This window comes from Salinirubrum litoreum (assembly GCF_020567425.1).
GTDB lineage: Archaea > Halobacteriota > Halobacteria > Halobacteriales > Haloferacaceae > Salinirubrum > Salinirubrum litoreum.
This window is the reverse complement of the sequence record NZ_JAJCVJ010000002.1, coordinates 1,247,550-1,264,460: the sequence shown is the minus strand read 5'-3', so window position 1 is coordinate 1,264,460 and position 16,911 is coordinate 1,247,550. Positions and strand designations below refer to the sequence as shown.

At 68.2% G+C, this 16,911-nt stretch carries 19 protein-coding genes; 5 read left to right on the top strand and 14 right to left on the bottom strand.

The window, feature by feature from the left end:
• Positions 1-151 precede the first annotated feature (151 nt).
• The 10 genes from LI337_RS14890 to LI337_RS14845 all read right to left on the bottom strand — a co-directional run bounded on the left by LI337_RS14890 (position 152) and on the right by LI337_RS14845 (position 9,910).
• A complete protein-coding gene (locus LI337_RS14890; RefSeq protein WP_227230676.1) occupies positions 152-1,894 on the bottom strand; it encodes a proton-conducting transporter transmembrane domain-containing protein in 1,743 nt (580 codons plus the stop codon).
• Positions 1,891-3,507: a proton-conducting transporter transmembrane domain-containing protein gene (locus LI337_RS14885; protein ID WP_380700124.1), complete on the bottom strand. Its 1,617-nt coding sequence runs from the start codon at positions 3,505-3,507 to the stop codon at positions 1,891-1,893. Before LI337_RS14885 ends, LI337_RS14890 begins: the two co-directional genes overlap by 4 nt.
• Positions 3,498-5,087, bottom strand: coding sequence for a proton-conducting transporter transmembrane domain-containing protein (locus LI337_RS14880; RefSeq protein WP_227230674.1), 1,590 nt, complete (start codon positions 5,085-5,087; stop codon positions 3,498-3,500). Before LI337_RS14880 ends, LI337_RS14885 begins: the two co-directional genes overlap by 10 nt.
• Positions 5,084-5,452, bottom strand: a complete 369-nt coding sequence (locus tag LI337_RS14875; protein WP_227230673.1) for a cation:proton antiporter subunit C — start codon at positions 5,450-5,452, stop codon at positions 5,084-5,086. The genes LI337_RS14880 and LI337_RS14875 overlap by 4 nt, the downstream gene beginning before the upstream one ends.
• Positions 5,445-5,948: an MnhB domain-containing protein gene (locus LI337_RS14870; protein WP_227230672.1), complete on the bottom strand. Its 504-nt coding sequence runs from the start codon at positions 5,946-5,948 to the stop codon at positions 5,445-5,447. The genes LI337_RS14875 and LI337_RS14870 overlap by 8 nt, the downstream gene beginning before the upstream one ends.
• Positions 5,945-6,496: a DUF4040 domain-containing protein gene (locus LI337_RS14865; protein WP_227230671.1), complete on the bottom strand. Its 552-nt coding sequence runs from the start codon at positions 6,494-6,496 to the stop codon at positions 5,945-5,947. Before LI337_RS14865 ends, LI337_RS14870 begins: the two co-directional genes overlap by 4 nt.
• Positions 6,493-6,942, bottom strand: coding sequence for a monovalent cation/H(+) antiporter subunit G (gene mnhG / locus LI337_RS14860; RefSeq protein ID WP_303645262.1), 450 nt, complete (start codon positions 6,940-6,942; stop codon positions 6,493-6,495). Before mnhG ends, LI337_RS14865 begins: the two co-directional genes overlap by 4 nt.
• Positions 6,942-7,226, bottom strand: coding sequence for a monovalent cation/H+ antiporter complex subunit F (locus tag LI337_RS14855; protein ID WP_227230670.1), 285 nt, complete (start codon positions 7,224-7,226; stop codon positions 6,942-6,944). Before LI337_RS14855 ends, mnhG begins: the two co-directional genes overlap by 1 nt.
• Positions 7,226-8,281 carry a Na+/H+ antiporter subunit E gene (locus tag LI337_RS14850; protein ID WP_227230669.1) on the bottom strand — a complete coding sequence of 352 codons (1,056 nt, stop codon included), beginning with the start codon at positions 8,279-8,281 and terminating at the stop codon, positions 7,226-7,228. The genes LI337_RS14855 and LI337_RS14850 overlap by 1 nt, the downstream gene beginning before the upstream one ends.
• 720 nt (positions 8,282-9,001) lie before the next feature.
• The gene (locus LI337_RS14845; protein WP_227230668.1) at positions 9,002-9,910 is read right to left on the bottom strand and encodes a hypothetical protein; all 909 of its coding nucleotides are present in this window, start codon (positions 9,908-9,910) and stop codon (positions 9,002-9,004) included.
• A gap of 283 nt (positions 9,911-10,193) precedes the next feature.
• Here LI337_RS14845 and LI337_RS14840 point away from each other — a divergent pair, with 283 nt between their 5' ends.
• Complete coding sequence (locus LI337_RS14840; protein ID WP_227230667.1) at positions 10,194-10,718, top strand: DoxX family protein; 525 nt, start codon at positions 10,194-10,196, stop codon at positions 10,716-10,718.
• An 11-nt stretch (positions 10,719-10,729) separates the two neighbouring features.
• Positions 10,730-11,029, top strand: a complete 300-nt coding sequence (locus tag LI337_RS14835) for a hypothetical protein (protein WP_227230666.1) — start codon at positions 10,730-10,732, stop codon at positions 11,027-11,029.
• A 125-nt stretch (positions 11,030-11,154) separates the two neighbouring features.
• Here the strand turns inward: LI337_RS14835 and LI337_RS14830 are convergent, their stop codons facing one another.
• Together LI337_RS14830 and LI337_RS14825 are read right to left on the bottom strand one after the other, a co-directional pair.
• Positions 11,155-11,808, bottom strand: coding sequence for a potassium channel family protein (locus tag LI337_RS14830; RefSeq protein ID WP_227230665.1), 654 nt, complete (start codon positions 11,806-11,808; stop codon positions 11,155-11,157).
• Positions 11,809-11,810: 2 nt separating this feature from the next.
• Complete coding sequence (locus tag LI337_RS14825; protein WP_227230664.1) at positions 11,811-13,292, bottom strand: APC family permease; 1,482 nt, start codon at positions 13,290-13,292, stop codon at positions 11,811-11,813.
• A gap of 278 nt (positions 13,293-13,570) precedes the next feature.
• On the opposite strand from LI337_RS14825, the gene trpB reads away from it, so the two are divergent.
• From trpB to LI337_RS14810, 3 genes are all read left to right on the top strand, one after another.
• Positions 13,571-14,737 (top strand): tryptophan synthase subunit beta, encoded by a 1,167-nt coding sequence (trpB, locus tag LI337_RS14820; protein WP_227230663.1) that lies wholly within the window; start codon positions 13,571-13,573, stop codon positions 14,735-14,737.
• 114 nt (positions 14,738-14,851) lie between these two features.
• Positions 14,852-15,091: a DUF8001 family protein gene (locus tag LI337_RS14815; RefSeq protein WP_227230662.1), complete on the top strand. Its 240-nt coding sequence runs from the start codon at positions 14,852-14,854 to the stop codon at positions 15,089-15,091.
• 99 nt (positions 15,092-15,190) lie between these two features.
• Entirely contained in the window at positions 15,191-15,565 is a 375-nt protein-coding gene (locus LI337_RS14810; RefSeq protein ID WP_227230661.1) for a helix-turn-helix domain-containing protein, read from the top strand.
• A 12-nt stretch (positions 15,566-15,577) separates the two neighbouring features.
• Here the strand turns inward: LI337_RS14810 and LI337_RS14805 are convergent, their stop codons facing one another.
• Positions 15,578-15,835, bottom strand: a complete 258-nt coding sequence (locus LI337_RS14805; RefSeq protein WP_227230660.1) for a hypothetical protein — start codon at positions 15,833-15,835, stop codon at positions 15,578-15,580.
• Between the two features lie 314 nt (positions 15,836-16,149).
• Complete coding sequence (locus LI337_RS14800; protein ID WP_227230659.1) at positions 16,150-16,824, bottom strand: hypothetical protein; 675 nt, start codon at positions 16,822-16,824, stop codon at positions 16,150-16,152.
• Positions 16,825-16,911: the final 87 nt, after the last annotated feature.

The window sequence follows — 16,911 nt, the reverse complement described above, 5'->3', positions numbered from 1 at the left end:
CACAACACGGCCAGACACTCGTCCACGAAGTCCTGAACCGTGATCGAGTTTCCGGGGGTGATCTCGATGACCGGGCCGTCGCTGTCGCCGAGGAACGCGAGGGACGCGTCGCGGTCGGAGTTCGGCCCGGAGCCGGAGTCGGGTGTGAGGTTCACGCGATCGGGAGTTGTGAGACGAGGAGGGCGAGCGCGAGGACGCCGGCGACGATCACCAGTGCTCGGCCGAGCCGCCCGGCGGCCACGTCGGGACCGGACCCGAGTCGAGGCGAGCCGGCGACTCGGACCAGCCGACCGGCCAGTCCGAACGCGGCTGTCAGGAGTCGGTCGGCCCGGTCACCGACCGCGATGGTCGCGTCGCCGGTCCGCGTCGCGAGCGCCGACCCGGCGGGGTGGAGCACGCGGTGGACGTCCCACGTCGGGAGGCGGGACAGCGGACCGCGCAGGACGACGAACGCGAGGACGCCGACTGCGAGGGTCGCGCCGGCCTTCGCGAGTTCGCTCGTCGCGTAGGGGGCGAAGCCGGTCGGGTCGCCGGGCATCGCGTCGAGCAACAGGCCCGGCGCGAGGCCGAAGACGACACTGGGAACCGCCATCACGACGAGCACCGCGGTCAGCGACCACGGCGCGGGCCGGACCGTGAGCGCCGCGTCGTCGGGTGCCGGCCGGACGAAGGCGTAGTAGCCGAACTTGGCGAACGAGATCACGGTCCCGACGCCGCCGACGACCAAGACCCACCACAGCAGGTCGGGGCCGGTCGTCTCGACCGCCTTCGTGACGAGTCCCTTGCTGACGAACCCGGAGAAGCCGGGGGTGCCCGTGATCGCCAGCGCGGCGATCAGGAACGCGCCGAAGGTGACCGGCATCCGGCGGCCGAGCCCGCCGAGCTTCTTGAGCGACTCGGTGCCGACCCGGTACAGCAGTACGCCGGCGATCACGAACAGCAGGCCCTTGTAGAGGACGTTCGCCACGAGGTGAGCGACCGCGCCGGCGGTGCCCGAGGCGATACCGACGCCGACGGCGGCGACCATGTACCCCACCTGCGAGACGATGTGGTACGACAGGAGTCGCCGGGCGTCCGTCTGGAGGATCGCCTGCGTGACGGCGTACAACACCATCGCGCCGCCCAGCCACGCGACGACCAGGTTCCCGTCGGGGATCACCCGGACGAGCAGGTACACCGCGACCTTCGTCGTGAAGCTGGCGAGGACGAGACTCGCCGCGACGTGTGGTCGCGTGTAGGTGTCGGGGATCCAGTAGTGGAGACCGACGACGCCGAGGTTGACACCGATCCCGAACAGCGCGAGCAGGGTCGGAAGCCCGTCGGTGAACCCGCCGGTGTACGTGAAGGTGCCGACCGCGGCGTAGTGGAGCACGACCGCCGCGACGAGCGCCATCCCGCCGAAAAGGTGGTAGACCGCGTACCGGAACGCCGGCCGGACCGCATCGCCGCCGTGGTGCCAGACAAGCACGGTCGCGGTGACGGCCATCAGTTCCCACGCGACGAGGAGCGTCAGCCAGTCGCCGGCCAGGACCGCCACGACCGAGGCACCCATGTACGCCAGCGCGTAGGCGACCGTCCGTCGGTCGGCCTCGGTCGCGTAGGCGTACGCGACGGCGACCGCCGCGACGAAGCCGAACACCGCGCCGACCGGTCGAGTGAGGTCGTCCACCCGGAACAGCGTCTGCTCGAAGCCGAAGGGTGCGACGACGAGCGCCGTCCCGTTCGGTGCGAGCAACAGCCACGGGACCGTGAGCGCGGTGGCGAGGACGCCGACCGCCGCCCCGACGCGTCGTGGTGCGACCGCCGCGACCAGCGCCGCGAGCAGGAACGCGACCCACGGCGGGACCGCGACGAGGAGGTCGGTCACCAGGACCGCGAGCAGGAGATCGCTCATCCGAACACCTCCGTCACGGCCGCCTGCGCGAGGTCCCAGAACGGGAACGCCGTCGGCAGGAGGCCCAGCAGGACCGCCACGCCGACCGTGAACAGGATCGGTCCGAGAACGAACGGCGACGCTTCGAGGCCCCAGCGGTGAGTCGTCGGTGCGAAGGCGGAGGCGTCACCGGCGAGTCCGCCGCCGGCGTTGTCGACGCCGCCGTCGGTCGATCCGTGTGTGGTCGGCGCGGCGTCGTTAGCCGCGTGCCCGCCAGCGTGTGGCGGCGCGAAGGCGTGGCGACTCGCCGGGCCGCCGTCGCCGCCGAAGAACGCCACGTAGACGATGGGCCAGAAGTACAGCAACTTCAGCAGCCCCGCGACGAGGAACGCGCCGACGAAGACGGGACTCGCGCTCTCGGCCGCGCCGACCAGCAGGTGGAACTTGCTGACGAAGCCGGCGACCAGTGGGAAGCCGATCAGGCCGGCGGCGGCGACGGCGAAGGCGGCCATCGTCAGGGGCAGTCGGCGACCGACGCCCGCGAGGTCCGAGACGTACTTCTCGCCCGTCTCGACGTAGATCAGCCCCGCCGCGAAGAACAGGGTGATCTTCATGAATGCGTGCGCGACGACGTGCAAGAGCGCCCCGAACGCCGCGACCGGCGTCAACAGGGCGACGCCGAGCACGATGTACGACAACTGGCTGATCGTCGAGAAGGCCAGTCCGCGCTTGAGGTTGTCCTGTCGGAGGCCGACGACGCCCGCGAGGATCATCGTGGCCGCCGCGAAGATCGCAAGCGGGAGCGCCGTCCCGAGCGCCTCGGCGGTCTCCGGGCCGAAGACGTACAGGACGCTCCGGGTGACGGCGAAGGCACCGCTCTTGACGACCGCGACCGCGTGGAGCAGGCCGGAGACGGGCGTCGGGGCGACCATCGCGGTCGGGAGCCACGTGTGGAACGGGATCACCGCCGCCTTCACGCCGAAGCCGGCGACCAGCAGGGCGAAGGCCACGCGGCCGAGCGTCGGGTCCGCGACCGCCAGCGCCCCGATGCCGCCGGGGACGAACGCCACCGACGACGCCGCGACCTGCACCAGCAGGATGCCACCAAGCGCGAGGACGCCGCCGCCGAGGGTGTAGCCGAGATACTGCCGCCCCGCGCTGCGGGCCTCCTCGTCGCCGGCGTGCGCGACCAGCGGGTAGGTCGCCAGCGTCAGCAGTTCGTAGAAGACGAACAGCGTCAGCAGGTCCGCCGACAGCGCGACGCCCATCGTCGCGGCGATGCTGGCCGCGAAGGCGGCGAAGTAGCGCGTCTGGTCGTGTTCGTCCAGTCCGCGCATGTAGCCGACGCTGTAGAGACTGGTCGCGATCCACAACGTGGACGCCAGCAGGGCGAAGAGCAGGCCCGCCGAGTCGGCTCGCAACCCGAGTTCGAAGCCGGCGAACGAGCCGAGCGGCGTGACGAGCGTCTCGCCCGACCGGACCATGACCGCGACGACCGCGAAGGTCCCGAGCGCCGCCAGCATGGTCCACGTCTCCCGGAGGTTCGGTCGAGAGCCGGTGGCGTAGATCAGCGGGACCGCCAGTGCCGGGAGGAGCACGGCGAGCACGGGAAGCAGTGAGTCGGTCACAGCCACCCCTCCACGACCGGTGCGAGCCAGTCGGTCAGTGCCGACGACCCGAGGCCGAGTGCCAGCACGAGGACGGCGGCGACGACGAGGACGACCAGCGCCGGGGTCGCCGGGCTGATCGGGTCGACGCCGTCGTCACCGCCGGCCTGCGACGCGTCCGCGTCGGTGTCGGAGACACCGCCGTCGGCCGACGGAGAGACGCCGCCGTCGGTGGCCGCGTCGGCTCCCTCCCTGCGGTCGGTCGCCGACTCGCTTTCGGTTGGCGTGGCACCCGGCGGACTGCCGAGGTAGAGACGCTCCACGAGGCGGCCAACGTAGGCCAGCGACAGCAGGGTACTGAGGACCACGATCCCGGCCGACAGCAGGCCGAGCGCCGACCCCTGTTCGAGGCCGCCGAGCGCGAGCAGGTACTTCCCGGCGAAGCCGACCGTCGGCGGGAGACCGACGAGGCTCGTCCCGAGTAGTGCAATCGCGCCGGCGACGACCGGGGCACGCCGCCCGAGGCCGGCGTAGTCGTCGAGGGTCCGGAGGTCGCCAGCGCGGGCCAGCGCACCGGCCGCGACGAACAGACCGCCCTTCGCCACCGCGTGACCGACGAGAGTGACGAGCGCCCCGGCGACCGCGAGCGGCGTTGCGAGCGCCAACCCGACCGCGAACAGGCCGAACTGCGAGACAGACGAGTAGGCGAGCAGTCGACGGACGTCGGTCGCCCGGAGCGCGAGCACCCCGCCGGCGACGACGCTGACGAGACCGCCGACCACGAGCAGGACCTGCACCGTGGGCACCGCACCGAGGAACGCGACACCGAAGACGCCGTAGGTCAGGCGGAGCAGCGCGTAGCCCGCGACCGTCGAGCCGAGCGCCGCGAGCATCGCGGCCACGGCGGGGGGCGCGCTGGCGTACGCCGCCGGCTTCCACGAGTGGAGCGGGAACAGCGCCAGCTTCACCGACAGCCCCACCGCCATCAGCACGAAGCCGGCGATCACGAGCGTCGAGTCGTAGCCGACAGTCGGGAGGGCGACGGCGATGTCGGCCATCGCCAGCGTCCCGGTGGCCACGAAGACGTAGCCGACGCCGAGCAGGTACAGCGTCGCGCCGACGGTGCCGACCAGCAGGTAGGTGAAGGCGGCGACCGCCGCGTCCACGTCCCGCGCCGACGCGACGAGCGCGTAGGCCGCCAGCCCCGAGATCTCGAGGAAGACGTAGAGGTTGAACACGTCGGCCGTGACGACCACGCCGGTCAACCCGGCTACCAGCAGGAGCCAGAGACTCCCGGCCGGCCCCCGGTCGATGCCGCCGACGAGGTACGCGCCGAGGCCGGCCAGCGCGACGAGGACCACGAGTACGGCTGTCAGCCGATCACCCGCCAGCCCGATGCCGAACGACGCCGGGATGGCCCCGATCACGTAGGTCGTCGCGCCGCCCGTGAGGACCCGCCACGCGAGCCCACCCGCGAGTGCGATCTGTGCGAGGAGTGCGGCGAGGACGACCCCACGAGCGACCCGGCGGTTCCACGGCGCGAGGAACAGCGGGAGGACTGCGGCCAGCAGGGGGACCGCGACCAGCAGGGCGAGCAGGACGCTCACCGTCCCTCCTCCCGGAGCTGTCGGATCACGTCCTCGCGGAGCGTGCCGTACTCGCCGTAGATGCGGACGATCAGCGCCAGTGCGACCGCCGTGACCGCGACGCCGACGACGATGGCCGTCAGGATCAACACCTGCGGGAGCGGACTGGCGAACGGTCCCTCGCCGGTCACCAGCGGTGGCTGTGCCCCGACGCGGTAGGCACTGGTGACGAAGAAGAGGAACACGCCCGTCTGGAAGATGTTCAGGCCGATCACCTTCTTCACGAGGTCGTCGTCGTTGATCAGCACGAACAGGCCGATGCCGACGAGCAGGACGTACGCGACGTGGGCCGCCCAGAGGTCGACGCCGAACGGGAGGCTACTCACCGCGGGCCTCCTCGCTGGCGTCGGAGCCGTGGGGCGGTCTCGCGGAGTCGGCCGAGACGGTCTCGGTCGTCTCGGTGTTCCCCTCGCCGATCCGGACGAACAGGACGACGATGACGGCTCCGACGGTCGCGCCGATGCCGACCTCGATTGCCTCGGTCGCGTAGACGGTCGCGTTCGGGATCGGTAGCACGTCGAGTTGGAGGAACGCGCCGCCGAACGCGAGTCCTGCCAGCGCGACGACGCCGAAGACGACGACGCCGCTGGCGACGAGTGCGCCGAGAGCCCGGGCGTCGATCCAGTTCGCGGTCGGTGCGAACCCGAGTGCGAACGCGACCGTGATGACCATCGCCGCGGCGACGACGCCGCCCTGGAAGCCGCCGCCGACCGAGGTCGTCCCGTGGAACATCGTGAACAGGCCGAAGGTGAGCACGAACGGGGAGAGCAGTCTGACCGTCGTCGTGACGACCGGACTGTCGGTGAAGGGCGTGTGACTCACGCCACCACCTCCCGGCCGAGCACCGCGAGAGTGGCGACGGCGGCCGCGAACACGACCGCGACCTCGCCGAAGGTGTCGAACCCACGGTAGACGACCAGCACGGCGGTCACGGCGTTGTCGATGCCGCGCTCGGGCGTGTCCGTCAGGTAGTACTCCGTGACGGGCCCGAACACCGGGGTCTCGCTCGCACCGACGGCCGGGAGTGCCGGCACGGTCAACAGGAGTCCGGCGACGACCCCGACCACGACGAGGACCGAGACCGGCTTGATGGATCGCCGGCGGACGACGACGCGGTCGCTGGACGGCCGGACGGTCCGGCTGATCGTCAGGATGAACAGCGAGGTCGTCACGCCCGCACCGACAGCGGCCTCGGTGAGGCCCACGTCGGGTGCCCGGAAGACGACCCAGATGATCGCCAGTCCGAGGCTGTAGGCCGCGAAGACGACGACCGCGGTCAGCACGTCGCGGACGACCGCGGTCAGCGCCGCGACGCAGACGACGAACGTCAGCAGGGCGACGATCAGCACCGACTCGGCGAGCAGGGTCATCGGTCCGCCTCCCCGGTGTCGGTCGGCGTCTCCGCCACGCCGGCGTCGTCGGTCGACGCGCCGCCGTCGGTGATCCCCGTCTCTCGGGTCCACGGCGTGCGGCCGGCGTCGGCGGCAGATCGGACGACGGCGTGGGCCGCAGTCGGCCCGGTGACGAGGACGAACAGCGCGAGCAAGGCGAGTTTCAGGCTCGCCTGCCCGAGACCGAACACCACGCCGGCCGCCGAGAACGCGAGCAACGCGCCGAGCGTCTCGCTCTTCGAGGCGGCGTGCGCGCGGGAGTACACGTCCGGGAGGCGGTAGAAGCCGACCACCGCCACGAGCGAGAAGAACGCGCTGCCCGCGACCAGCAGGGCGACGAGGACCGCCTCGGCGGAGAGGCCGGCGACCTGCAGTGGACCGGCCGGATCGACCGTGAGACCGGCGGACAAGAGCGGAACAGCCATCACAGCACACCTCCGCGCTCGATGCTGAACTTCGCTAGTCCGACCGACAGCAGGAAGTTGAGCAGGGCGTACACCAGCGCCACGTCGAGGTAGCCCGGTTGGTCGAGTGCCGCCGCGACGAGGGCGATGACGACGACCGTGGCGGTGCCGACGACGTTGACCGCGACGACCCGGTCGGGGGTCGTCGGCCCGAGGACGATCCGACCGAGCAGGACCACCCCGAGGGTGACGATGACGGCCGCTCCCGCGAGGAGGATGTCGGCGACGAGCGGAGCGGTCGCCATCAGTCACCTCCCTCGCGGAGCGCGGCACTGTTCGCCTGCGGTCGGTCGGCGGGCGATTCGGGCGGGTGGTGCCCGCTGTGGGACGCGGGTGGCTGGCGTCCGGCGCGCGACTCGGACTCCCGGCGCTCGCCGGTCATCACGTACGTCACCGCCCGCTGGAGATCGCCAGACAGCAGGTCGGCACGAGTCCCGGCGGTCAGCGTGTGGACGACGAGTTCGTCGTCGGTCACCTCGACCGTCAGCGTCCCCGGCGTCAGCGTGATACTGTTCGCCAGCAGTGCGCGGGCGAGTCGCCCCTCGGGTGCCGGAATCCGGACCAACTGGGGGTCGATGGGGAGTCGCGGGTCGAGGACGACCGCCGCCATCGCGAGGTTGGCACGGACGACGGCGACCAGCAGGGACGGGAGGAAGACGACCGCCCGGGCGAATCGGCGGACGCTGGCGGACGAGGGGTCACGCTCGAAGGCGACCCGCGAGAGGAGTGCCGCGACGACCGCCGCACTCGCCACGCCGGTCGCGAGGTCGAACGGTTTCGTCGGATCGCCCAGCGCGAGGTAGAACGCCAGCGAGACGCCGAACGTCGCGACGACGCGGCGACTCGTTCGCGGGAGCGCGACCGGCGGCCGGACGATCCGACGACCGACCGGCGCACGCTCGACGCTGATCGACGACCGGGCCGCGCGGGCGAGTCCGTCGGCGACCGCCGACGGGGTGAACTCCGCGAGTGCGGGCATCGAGACGACGAGCGTCGTCTCCGGGGGGAGCGTCCGGATCAGCGAGTCGACGCGCTCGGCGGGCGTCTCCCCCGCGAGCGTCACCACCTGCGTCTCGACCGTGACCCGACCGCGTGGCTCTCGCTCGGCGAGGGCGGCGACTCGGTCGGCGAGCGCCCGGGCGGCCGGTCGCTGGAGGCCGTCCGGGCCACCGCCGGCGGGGACGAGAAACCGGACGGTGACCGACTCGAACCGGGTCGCGTCGCGTGCCTCTCTGCAGACGTACGACACCGTGTCTCGGAGTCGCCCCCGGTCGGAGACCACCGCGACGAGCGTGCTCACGGCGACCACCCGGCGGGTCGCGGCGGCGAAGAGAGGAATAGCTGTTTGGGCACCATCTGTTGTCTAGCTTCCGGACAACTCGCCCGGTATTCAATATTTCGTCTGTTTTCAACTTTTTTCGGACGATTATCGGACACACGACTCGTTCCGTTCTCGCCAGATCGTGCGTACCACGACATGTGTTCACTTGTAACGAGAACGGGCGCGTCAATATAGGTTGGTCCGGCGGTCTCGCCCGTCAGCGCCGAGTACAGCGCGCCACTGCACACGCCGGCGACGAGCGTGTGAGGCCACGGTGTCGACCCGTGACACCCGTAGTCGTGCGGACTGGAAACGCCACCGTTTCGACTGGAGCGAGTCCTCCGAGAGAGAGACCGGTCGACCTGCCACAAGAACTACCACTCGACCGGGTGAACGGCGGGGTGTCTGCTCGACGCGACGTTCCAGGTCTGTACCGGCTGTGGCAACCTCCACATGGAAGGGAGTCCCGCACCCCAGCGCGTCGACGCGTGTGCAGTCTGTGAGGGCGCTGTGGAAGAAGTCGAACTCGACGATCTGGTCGGACTGTAGGCGGCGACCACCAATCTCTCTCCGAGTCGGATCGTGGGCACCGACCACCGATCTCTCTCCGAGTCGGATCGTGGGCACCGACCACCGATCTCTCTCCGAGTCGGATCGTGGGCACCGACCACCGATCTCTCTCCGAGTCGAACTGACGACTCAGTTCACGAACCCGCCGTACCGCAGGTCCGCGTAGTACAGTTGACCGTCCCACCGGACGAGCCACTCGCCGGAGACCTCCCGTTCGACGACGCCCTCGTGGGCACGGAACCGCTCGGCGAGTCGGCCGAACGCCTCGTCGGAATCCGACTCGGCGTAGTAGTCGTCACCAGTCGCTTTCCGGAGGATCGACCGCTCGTCGGGCGAGACCGTACCGAGGTCGAAGGCGTACTCGGTCCGGAGCGACGCGCCGTACTCGGACGCCGACCCGAGTCGGGTCGCGGTGTACCGGTAGTCGGAGACCGTCTGCGTGCCCGCACGCTCGGCGGTGACGAGGTACTCCTGTCCGTCGCGGACGACGAGCGTCTCGGTGCCGAGCAGGACCGACTCCTCGGGGCGGTCGTAGATCACAGAGCCACCGATCTCCGGGCCCTCGACGCGCCGACTGGTCTCCCGGAGGAGTCCGTCGAGCGCTCGCTGGTCGGCGGGCGGGAGATTCTCGAACCGGACCGTCTCGGCGTCGGTGTCGGTCGCGTTGTAGTCCACCTCGAGGGTGGCACTCGGGACCTCACGCTCGGCCGCGACGGTCCAGTTCAGGTCGTACACCGCGCCGTCCATCAGCACTGGTCGGTCGGGGTCGACAGGGGGTCGCGTCCGGTTGTCGATCACCACCGACTCCTCGCTCGTGAGGCGGGCGAGTGCGTCGCGGGTCTCGGTGCCCTCGACGTCCGGACCGCCGATCCGCGAGAGGTCGCGGGTCGCCTCCTCGCCGATCTGCGCGTCGCTCTCCATCGGGTCGAGCGAGAGCGACCCGGCGGCAGAACATCCCGAGAGCGCGACGAGGGCGGCGAGTGCGGCGAAGGCGAGGACGAGGCGTGTCCGGGCGGTGGGTCGGGGGAGGGCTGTCATCGGACCGGCTTCGGACACGCCCGGCATAAGTTTCGTGTCCGCCTCGGCGGCGTCCAGCGCTGTGTCGACGCTGGTCGGTCGTTCCGGCGCTGTGTCGACGCTGGTCGGTCTCCTCGATGTAACGTCGCACCGGTGGCTGTGCGGGGCACAGACACGCCGGCGGGCGACGTTCACACAGGAGCTTGGAATTTTTACACGGAGCCGAGTCAATTCCTATCCCGTGAAAATTGGGTTCCAGTTATACGGGGGTACGGTCGCAACTCCCGAGTGTGAGGTGAGCGGGATGTCATACCAGAGTGCCAATCCACTGTCCGAGGAGTTCGAGTTGACGCTCTCGCGCCCACTGACCGCCTACTGGCTCGCCATCGTGCGGGTGCTGACGGGCTGGTGGTTCTTCCACGCGGGCGTGACGAAACTCATCGAAGACGGCCTCGCGTTCTCCTACGCCCCGATGTACCTGAAGGGGATGACGGGGACCGCACTCGGCCCGATCCCGGTGCTGATGGGCGAGTATCTCGGGCCGTTCCTGCAGGCCGGCGTCCCCCTGGGCGAGACGCTGATCGGGCTCGGCCTGATGGTCGGGGCGCTGACCCGGCTCGCCTCGTTCTTCGGGGCGTTCTTCATGGTCCTGTTCTGGATCGGGAACGCCGGCTTCGGCCACGGCCTCGTGAACTCGGACCTCATGGGACTGCTGCTGTTCGTGACCATGATGGTCCTCGCCACGGGACGCTACTTCGGTCTCGACGCGATCATCGAGAAGACCCGGTTCGTCCAACAGAACCCGAAACTGCGGTACCTGCTCGGTTGAGGTGAACGACAATGTCAGACTACGACACCATCGACAAGGCGATGCTCGGACTCAGCGGCGCACTGACGATGCTCGGGGTCGTCGTCCTCGGGGTCGTCGAGATACTCGCTGGCCAGCCGTACGGCGCGGCACCGATGACCAACGACGCGGGCGAGATCGTCGCCACGCCCGCCGTCGATCCGACGCTCCGGACGGGCCTCGTGATCGCGGGCCTGCTCGTGCTGTTCGCGTGGGGCGTCTACCGGATGCTGACGACCGACGGGGCAGGCGCGAGCGAGACGCGCCGCACGACCGCACCGACCACCGACTGACGATCCGTGGCCGACACCCGGATCGGCACACCCCCGTTCTGACGTGCAGCCAGTGTGACGACAGGGTGACGACGCCCGTCGCGCGCGACGGCGAGATTCAGACGTGTGAGTCGACGGGAGGCGAGTCACCCACGCAGGAGGTTCATCACCTCGTCGGCCACGTCCGGTTCGACGCCGACGACGTACGACTTCCCGGCGACGAGTTCCGTCTGCGGGCCGGCGATGCGGTCGCCGTCGGCTCCCGAGATCACGAGCGTCCCGCGCGGGAAACTGACCGCCGAGAGCTGTTTGCCGGCGGCCGGTGCCCCCTCCGCGACGCGGATCTGCAGGATGTCGAGGTTGCCGGTGACGCTGGTCAGCGTCTGCACGTCACTCCCGAGAATCTCGCTGACGGCGACCCGCGCGCCCGCCCGTTCGGGGAAGACGACCGAGTCCACGAACCGGAGGTACGACTCGCCGGACGCGCGGTCGATGCGTGCGACCGTGCGGACGCCGGGTGACAGTTCCTTCCCGGCCATACAGACCGCGAGGTTCAGCCCCGTCTCGCCGGTGAGTGCGGCGATCACGTCCGCGTTCTCGACGTCGGTCTGTTCGAGAATCTCGGGGTTCGTCGCCTCGCCCTCGATGACCGTGGCGAGCCACTCGTCGCTGATGCGCTCCGCGACCGCCGGGTCGCGTTCCACGATCGTCACGTCGTGGCCCTGGTCCGCGAGGAGTTCTGCCGTCTGGAAGCCGACTCGTCCGCCGCCCGCGATCACGATGTCGAGTGATGGTGCCATTGTCAGTCGTCCTCCGCTTCGAGCGTCTCCGCGCCGCTACTTGGTTCCTCGTCGCGCCGTGCCCCTCCCGCCGAGCCCTCACTCGACTCGCCGCGTGCCCGGTACTGCCGGAGACCGTAGTACGCCCCGACGCCGAGCACCATCCACGCCGCGCTGAGACCGAGTGCCAGCAGGTCCGTCTGGACGAGATAGACCACGAGCACGCCCGTCAGGACGAGGTTCAGCACGATCCCCAGCACGGCCGGGATCGGGTAGTACGGCATCTCGTAGGGCCGCCGCATGTTCGGCCGCTCCCGGCGCAGTTTGATGACCGAGCCGTTGACCACGATGAAGGAGAGCAGGAAGAACAGACTCGACATGTTCCCCGCGCTCGCGGTCGGCAGGACGACCGACCCGAGCATCACCACCGCGCTGGCGAGGATGGCGACGAAGGGCGTCCCGAACCGGTGGTGGATCTGCCCGAACGAGGGGAGCAGTTGCCCCTCGCGACCCATCGAGAACGCGACCCGCGAGGAGGCGATGACGACCGCGTTCAGGGCTGTCAGCGTCGAGAACACCGCCCCGAAGACGATGATCGCCCCACCGTTCATGATGATCGGGATGCCGGTCGGCATGAACTCGGTCGCGGCCTGTGCGATACCGGCCTCGCCCGCGGCCGCAAGGCCCTCCGCGCCGAGGGTGCCGACCGCGACGCCGACGACCGCGAGGTAGACGACCACCGTCGCCGCCAGCGAGACGAAGATGGCCTTCGGGATGTTCTCGCGGGGGTTCTTCACCTCCTCCGTGACCGTCGTGATGAGGTCGTACCCCTCGAACGCGATGAACGTCAGTCCCATCGCCGGCAGGACCGCGTAGGCCCCGTTTGTGAACAGCGGCTGGAACTCCGCGTCGGAGAACATCGGCGACGCCGCGCCGAAGGCGACGAAGATGACGAGGATGGACACCTTCGTCGCGGTGAAGATCGTCTCGACGCTCCCACTCGCGGCGGTGGAGACGGCGTTCAACGCGACGAGACCGAAGACGGCGACGAACGCCAAGAGGACAGAGGGCGGGACGCTCGCCGGAACCGCCGGGAGCGCGATGGCCCCGATCTCACCGGGTGCCGGCGTCAGCCCGTAGACGTGGAGCAGTTCCACGAAGTTCGGTGCGAACCCCAGCGCGTACAGCGCCCCGGCGATCATGTACGCGAACCAGAGCATCCAGCCCATCAAGAACGAGGGGAGGTCGTCGAACACCTCCCGGACGAAGGCGTAGCCGCCCCCGCTCTTGGGGATGGAGGCGGCGAGTTCGGCGTACGAGAGGCCGGTGAAGGCGGTGACGACGCCGTTGAGTGCGAAGACGACGATGGCCGCCGGGCCGGCGATCTCCGCCGCGAGACCGGTGAGGACGAAGATACCCGCGCCGATCATCGCCCCCATGCCGATCATCGTCGCGTCCAGCAGCGAGAGGTTCGCCTCCGGTGAGCGCTCGCCGTGGCTACTCATCGCGCACCTCCCGCGACCGGTCGGTCGGAGGGTAGTCGAGTGTCGATGCCTCGCGGCCGTTCTCGGTGGGCCACCCGTCTGTTCGAACCACGATCCCGCATCCACCACGACACATACTGAACGTCGGTTTTAGATGTTGTCCCGAACCCCGCGAACCGGGCACTGTCCACGGGGTTCTTCCGGGTCGTCGCGTCGGTCTCGGTGTCTCACCCGTGGCCGGTCACAGACGGTGTGACTCGCACCCTACACTTTAGTCGGTGCTTCCCCCAGCGTCGTGCATGGCAACAGACGGTGATTTCGAAGGGTACGGCGGGCGGCACGTGCCGGAGCCACTGGAGGAACCACTCGCGCAACTGGCGGCCGACTTCGACGAGGCACTCGACGATCCGGCGTTCTTCGAGCGGTTCGAGTACCTGCTGGAGCACTTCGGCGGGCGACCGACGCCGGTGTTCTACGCCGAGACGCTGAGCGAGCGGTACGGCGCGGACATCTACTTCAAACACGAGGACCTGCTCCACGGCGGCGCGCACAAACTGAACAACACGCTCGGGCAGGCACTGCTGGCGAAGCGACAGGGCAAAGAGCGCCTGATCGCCGAGACCGGCGCGGGCCAGCACGGCACCGCCACGGCGATGGTCGGCGCGCTCCTGAACCTGCCGGTGACGGTCTACATGGGCCGGAAGGACATCCGGCGACAGGAGATGAACGTCTTCCGGATGCGCCTGCTCGGAGCCGAAGTCGAGGAGGTCACGCGCGGCAACGAGGGCCTCGCGGAGGCGGTGGACGCGGCACTGGAGGACTACGCCACGTCGTTCGCGGACACCCACTACCTCGTCGGCAGTGCGGTCGGCCCGGACCCGTTCCCCCGGATGGTGCGGGAGTTCCAGTCGGTGATCGGCCGGGAGGCCCGCGAGCAGGTGCAGGCGATGCACGGCGACCTGCCGGACGCCTGCGTCGCCTGCGTCGGCGGCGGATCGAACGCCATCGGCCTCTTTCACGCGTTCAAGGAGGACGACGTGGCGTTCTACGGGGCGGAACCGGCCGGGAAGGGGCTCGACTCCGGGCAACACTCCGCGCCGCTGTCGGCCTCGAAACAGGAGGAGCCGCAGATCTTCCAGGGGATGAAGACGAAGGTGATCGACGACGACACCGAGAACCACTCGGTCAGCGCGGGGCTGGACTACCCGGCGGTCGGCCCGGAGCACGCCGCCCTGCAGGCGCTCGGCCGGGCAGAGTACCACGGGATCACCGACGACGAGGCGCTCGGGGCCTTCCGCGAACTGAGCGAGACGGAGGGGATCATCCCGGCGCTGGAGCCGAGTCACGCCATCGCGCTGGCGATCAAACTGGCCGAGGAGGACCGGCACGACACCCTGCTCGTGAACCTCTGTGGCCGCGGCGACAAGGACATGCAGACCGCGGCCGAGAAACTGGATCTGAGCTGAGCCGCCGGGCCGGAGTTCGATCGGTCGTCCGAGTTTCACACACGACCGCGACGGCCTCGAATAGTCGGCGAGACCGCCAACAATCATTACCTCCGGTGTCCAACCTCCGGACGAATGCCGGAACCGCTTCGCGTCAAGTCGGGTGAACTGACCGCCGACGAGATCATCACGGCGCTGATCGAGGGCCGCCGGGTGATCGTCGAGGCAGAGATGCTCGGCGGCGTCCACGAGGTGACGTTGCGACACGACGGCCAGACGTTCTACTGTGACACCCCGACGACGCTCCACAAACACCCCGACGAGGAGGGGATGCGCGGCTGTATCGCCCGCATGGGGTACGGCAAAGAGGTATAACCGCCGCCGACCAACGACCACCGACGCGCGACGCCCCAACGGACCCACACAGATGACAGACGCGACAGCCACCAGGAGCGACGAGACGGAGACCCGATCATGAGCGACGACCCCGACATGGAGACCTTGGTCCGGACCGACGACCCGAGCTTCGAACACGTCCTCTCGTGTGTCTTCGGCGTGCAGGACCACGAGAGCCGCACCTACCTCGTCCTGCTCGACAACCCCGGGAGCACCGTCGCCGAGCTCGCCGAGACGCTGGACCGCGACCGGAGCAACGTCAACCGCTCGCTGTCGACCCTCCTGGAGAAGGGCCTCGCCGAACGGCAGCGCCGCCTGCTCGACCCCGGCGGCTACGTCTACCAGTACACCGCCACGCCGCTGCCGGAGGCGAAGGACCTGCTCCACGAGGCGTTAGACGAGTGGGCCGAGAACGTCCACGAGCGCATCGACGAGTTCGGCGACGAGGCGTAACTCGGGCTGTCGCTACCTGTCACAGACGACAGCGTGGTCGCGCACTTTGTCTACCGACAGGATCGGCGACCGCGACAACAGTTCTCTCGAGGCCGTCTCGGTCCCCGGAACCGGACTTCTGTCGAGGTGTGGCGGCGCTTCGGGCGTGAACGTCTGCTGTGTCGTCCCGGTCCCGGCCGCGAACGCCCACTGTTCGTACGCGACCGCCACGTCCCAGTCGATACACGCCCACGATTCCGCGAGGTCGCTAGGGTCGAACGACGAGCGCATCCGGATCACGACGACGGTGAACTGCTCGTCTGCGGGGCTCGTGTACTCTCCAGAGGCACCGCCGCCGGGGACACCCCCTAGTGGTTGTGCGCCGACGGCGTCGGTCGTAGCGAGTTGCCATCCATCTCCAGGCTCCGGAAGAACAGTTTCTGGCTCTACAGCTGGTTGTGCAGATTTCGTTTTAGTCCCTCCAGTTTCTGAGGTCTTATCTGGAGACTGACTCCTGGAATCGTTCACAGAGCTACAACCGCATGTGATTATCAGTGATGTAGCACCGATATACTTAATTATATTTCTACGTTTCATACTATAATTTAATATCTGTCTGAGTATGTGTCGCCGATTGATTCGGATGCACAATACGAATACCGATCTCCGAATCCATAATTACTTGGTGTCGATTCACTGCATTGACCTCTTTCCCCGGAGGCGGTATTTGCGAAAGGAGTTTCGTAATAGACCGCATCGAATCTATCGTACCGATAGGTGCCGAGGTCGTGTTCGGTATCTGCTGAAATCCTATCTTCTACGCTATTCAGACTAGCGTCCACGAACACATGCGCAAGTTCGTGTAAGAGTGTGTTAATCATAGACTCTTTACTGTTTATGTCGTTCCACACTTGAATGTATATACAATTCTTCCAAGCACCTAATGGTGAATGCGCGGCACCCGGCCCTCCGTCGGTTGTCTCGTTCAGCATTACATGCGCGCCATCCTCGTTAATCCCGTTCGCTTCCATCCAATCTTGAACCGCGCTGACTACCGAGTCAGTGTTGTACTCGTCATAGTCAAAGTCTGAAGTGTAACAGGTTACTTCGTATCCAGGAATGGTCCCCCCTCTGGTGAGTCTATCGTATTCTGAATTTGTTGCTGAATACGCTGAGTCAAGATCCGAGAATGCGGTGTCTGAAGCCCCGAATACAGAGATGTTCGGGATGTCACTACGACCAGTGTTTGTACCGTCTGAAGTCACGTAATCATACGCCATACAACCGTATTATCCGGGAATCCACTTATATCATTCCCTCATATAGAAATATAAAATTATATAATTGGCCAGACCAAATATTCAAAT

Coding starts and splice junctions, on each gene's coding strand:
- LI337_RS14815 (WP_227230662.1), top strand. CDS start 14,852: ATGCCGGAACCGCTTCGCGTCAAGTCGGGTGAACTGACCGCCGACGAG.
- LI337_RS14800 (WP_227230659.1), bottom strand. CDS start 16,824: ATGGCGTATGATTACGTGACTTCAGACGGTACAAACACTGGTCGTAGT.
- mnhG (WP_303645262.1), bottom strand. CDS start 6,942: ATGGCTGTTCCGCTCTTGTCCGCCGGTCTCACGGTCGATCCGGCCGGT.
- LI337_RS14890 (WP_227230676.1), bottom strand. CDS start 1,894: ATGAGCGATCTCCTGCTCGCGGTCCTGGTGACCGACCTCCTCGTCGCG.
- LI337_RS14825 (WP_227230664.1), bottom strand. CDS start 13,292: ATGAGTAGCCACGGCGAGCGCTCACCGGAGGCGAACCTCTCGCTGCTG.
- LI337_RS14835 (WP_227230666.1), top strand. CDS start 10,730: ATGTCAGACTACGACACCATCGACAAGGCGATGCTCGGACTCAGCGGC.
- LI337_RS14810 (WP_227230661.1), top strand. CDS start 15,191: ATGAGCGACGACCCCGACATGGAGACCTTGGTCCGGACCGACGACCCG.
- LI337_RS14855 (WP_227230670.1), bottom strand. CDS start 7,226: ATGGCGACCGCTCCGCTCGTCGCCGACATCCTCCTCGCGGGAGCGGCC.
- LI337_RS14845 (WP_227230668.1), bottom strand. CDS start 9,910: ATGACAGCCCTCCCCCGACCCACCGCCCGGACACGCCTCGTCCTCGCC.
- LI337_RS14805 (WP_227230660.1), bottom strand. CDS start 15,835: ATGCGCTCGTCGTTCGACCCTAGCGACCTCGCGGAATCGTGGGCGTGT.
- LI337_RS14865 (WP_227230671.1), bottom strand. CDS start 6,496: ATGACCCTGCTCGCCGAGTCGGTGCTGATCGTCGCCCTGCTGACGTTC.
- trpB (WP_227230663.1), top strand. CDS start 13,571: ATGGCAACAGACGGTGATTTCGAAGGGTACGGCGGGCGGCACGTGCCG.
- LI337_RS14840 (WP_227230667.1), top strand. CDS start 10,194: ATGTCATACCAGAGTGCCAATCCACTGTCCGAGGAGTTCGAGTTGACG.
- LI337_RS14830 (WP_227230665.1), bottom strand. CDS start 11,808: ATGGCACCATCACTCGACATCGTGATCGCGGGCGGCGGACGAGTCGGC.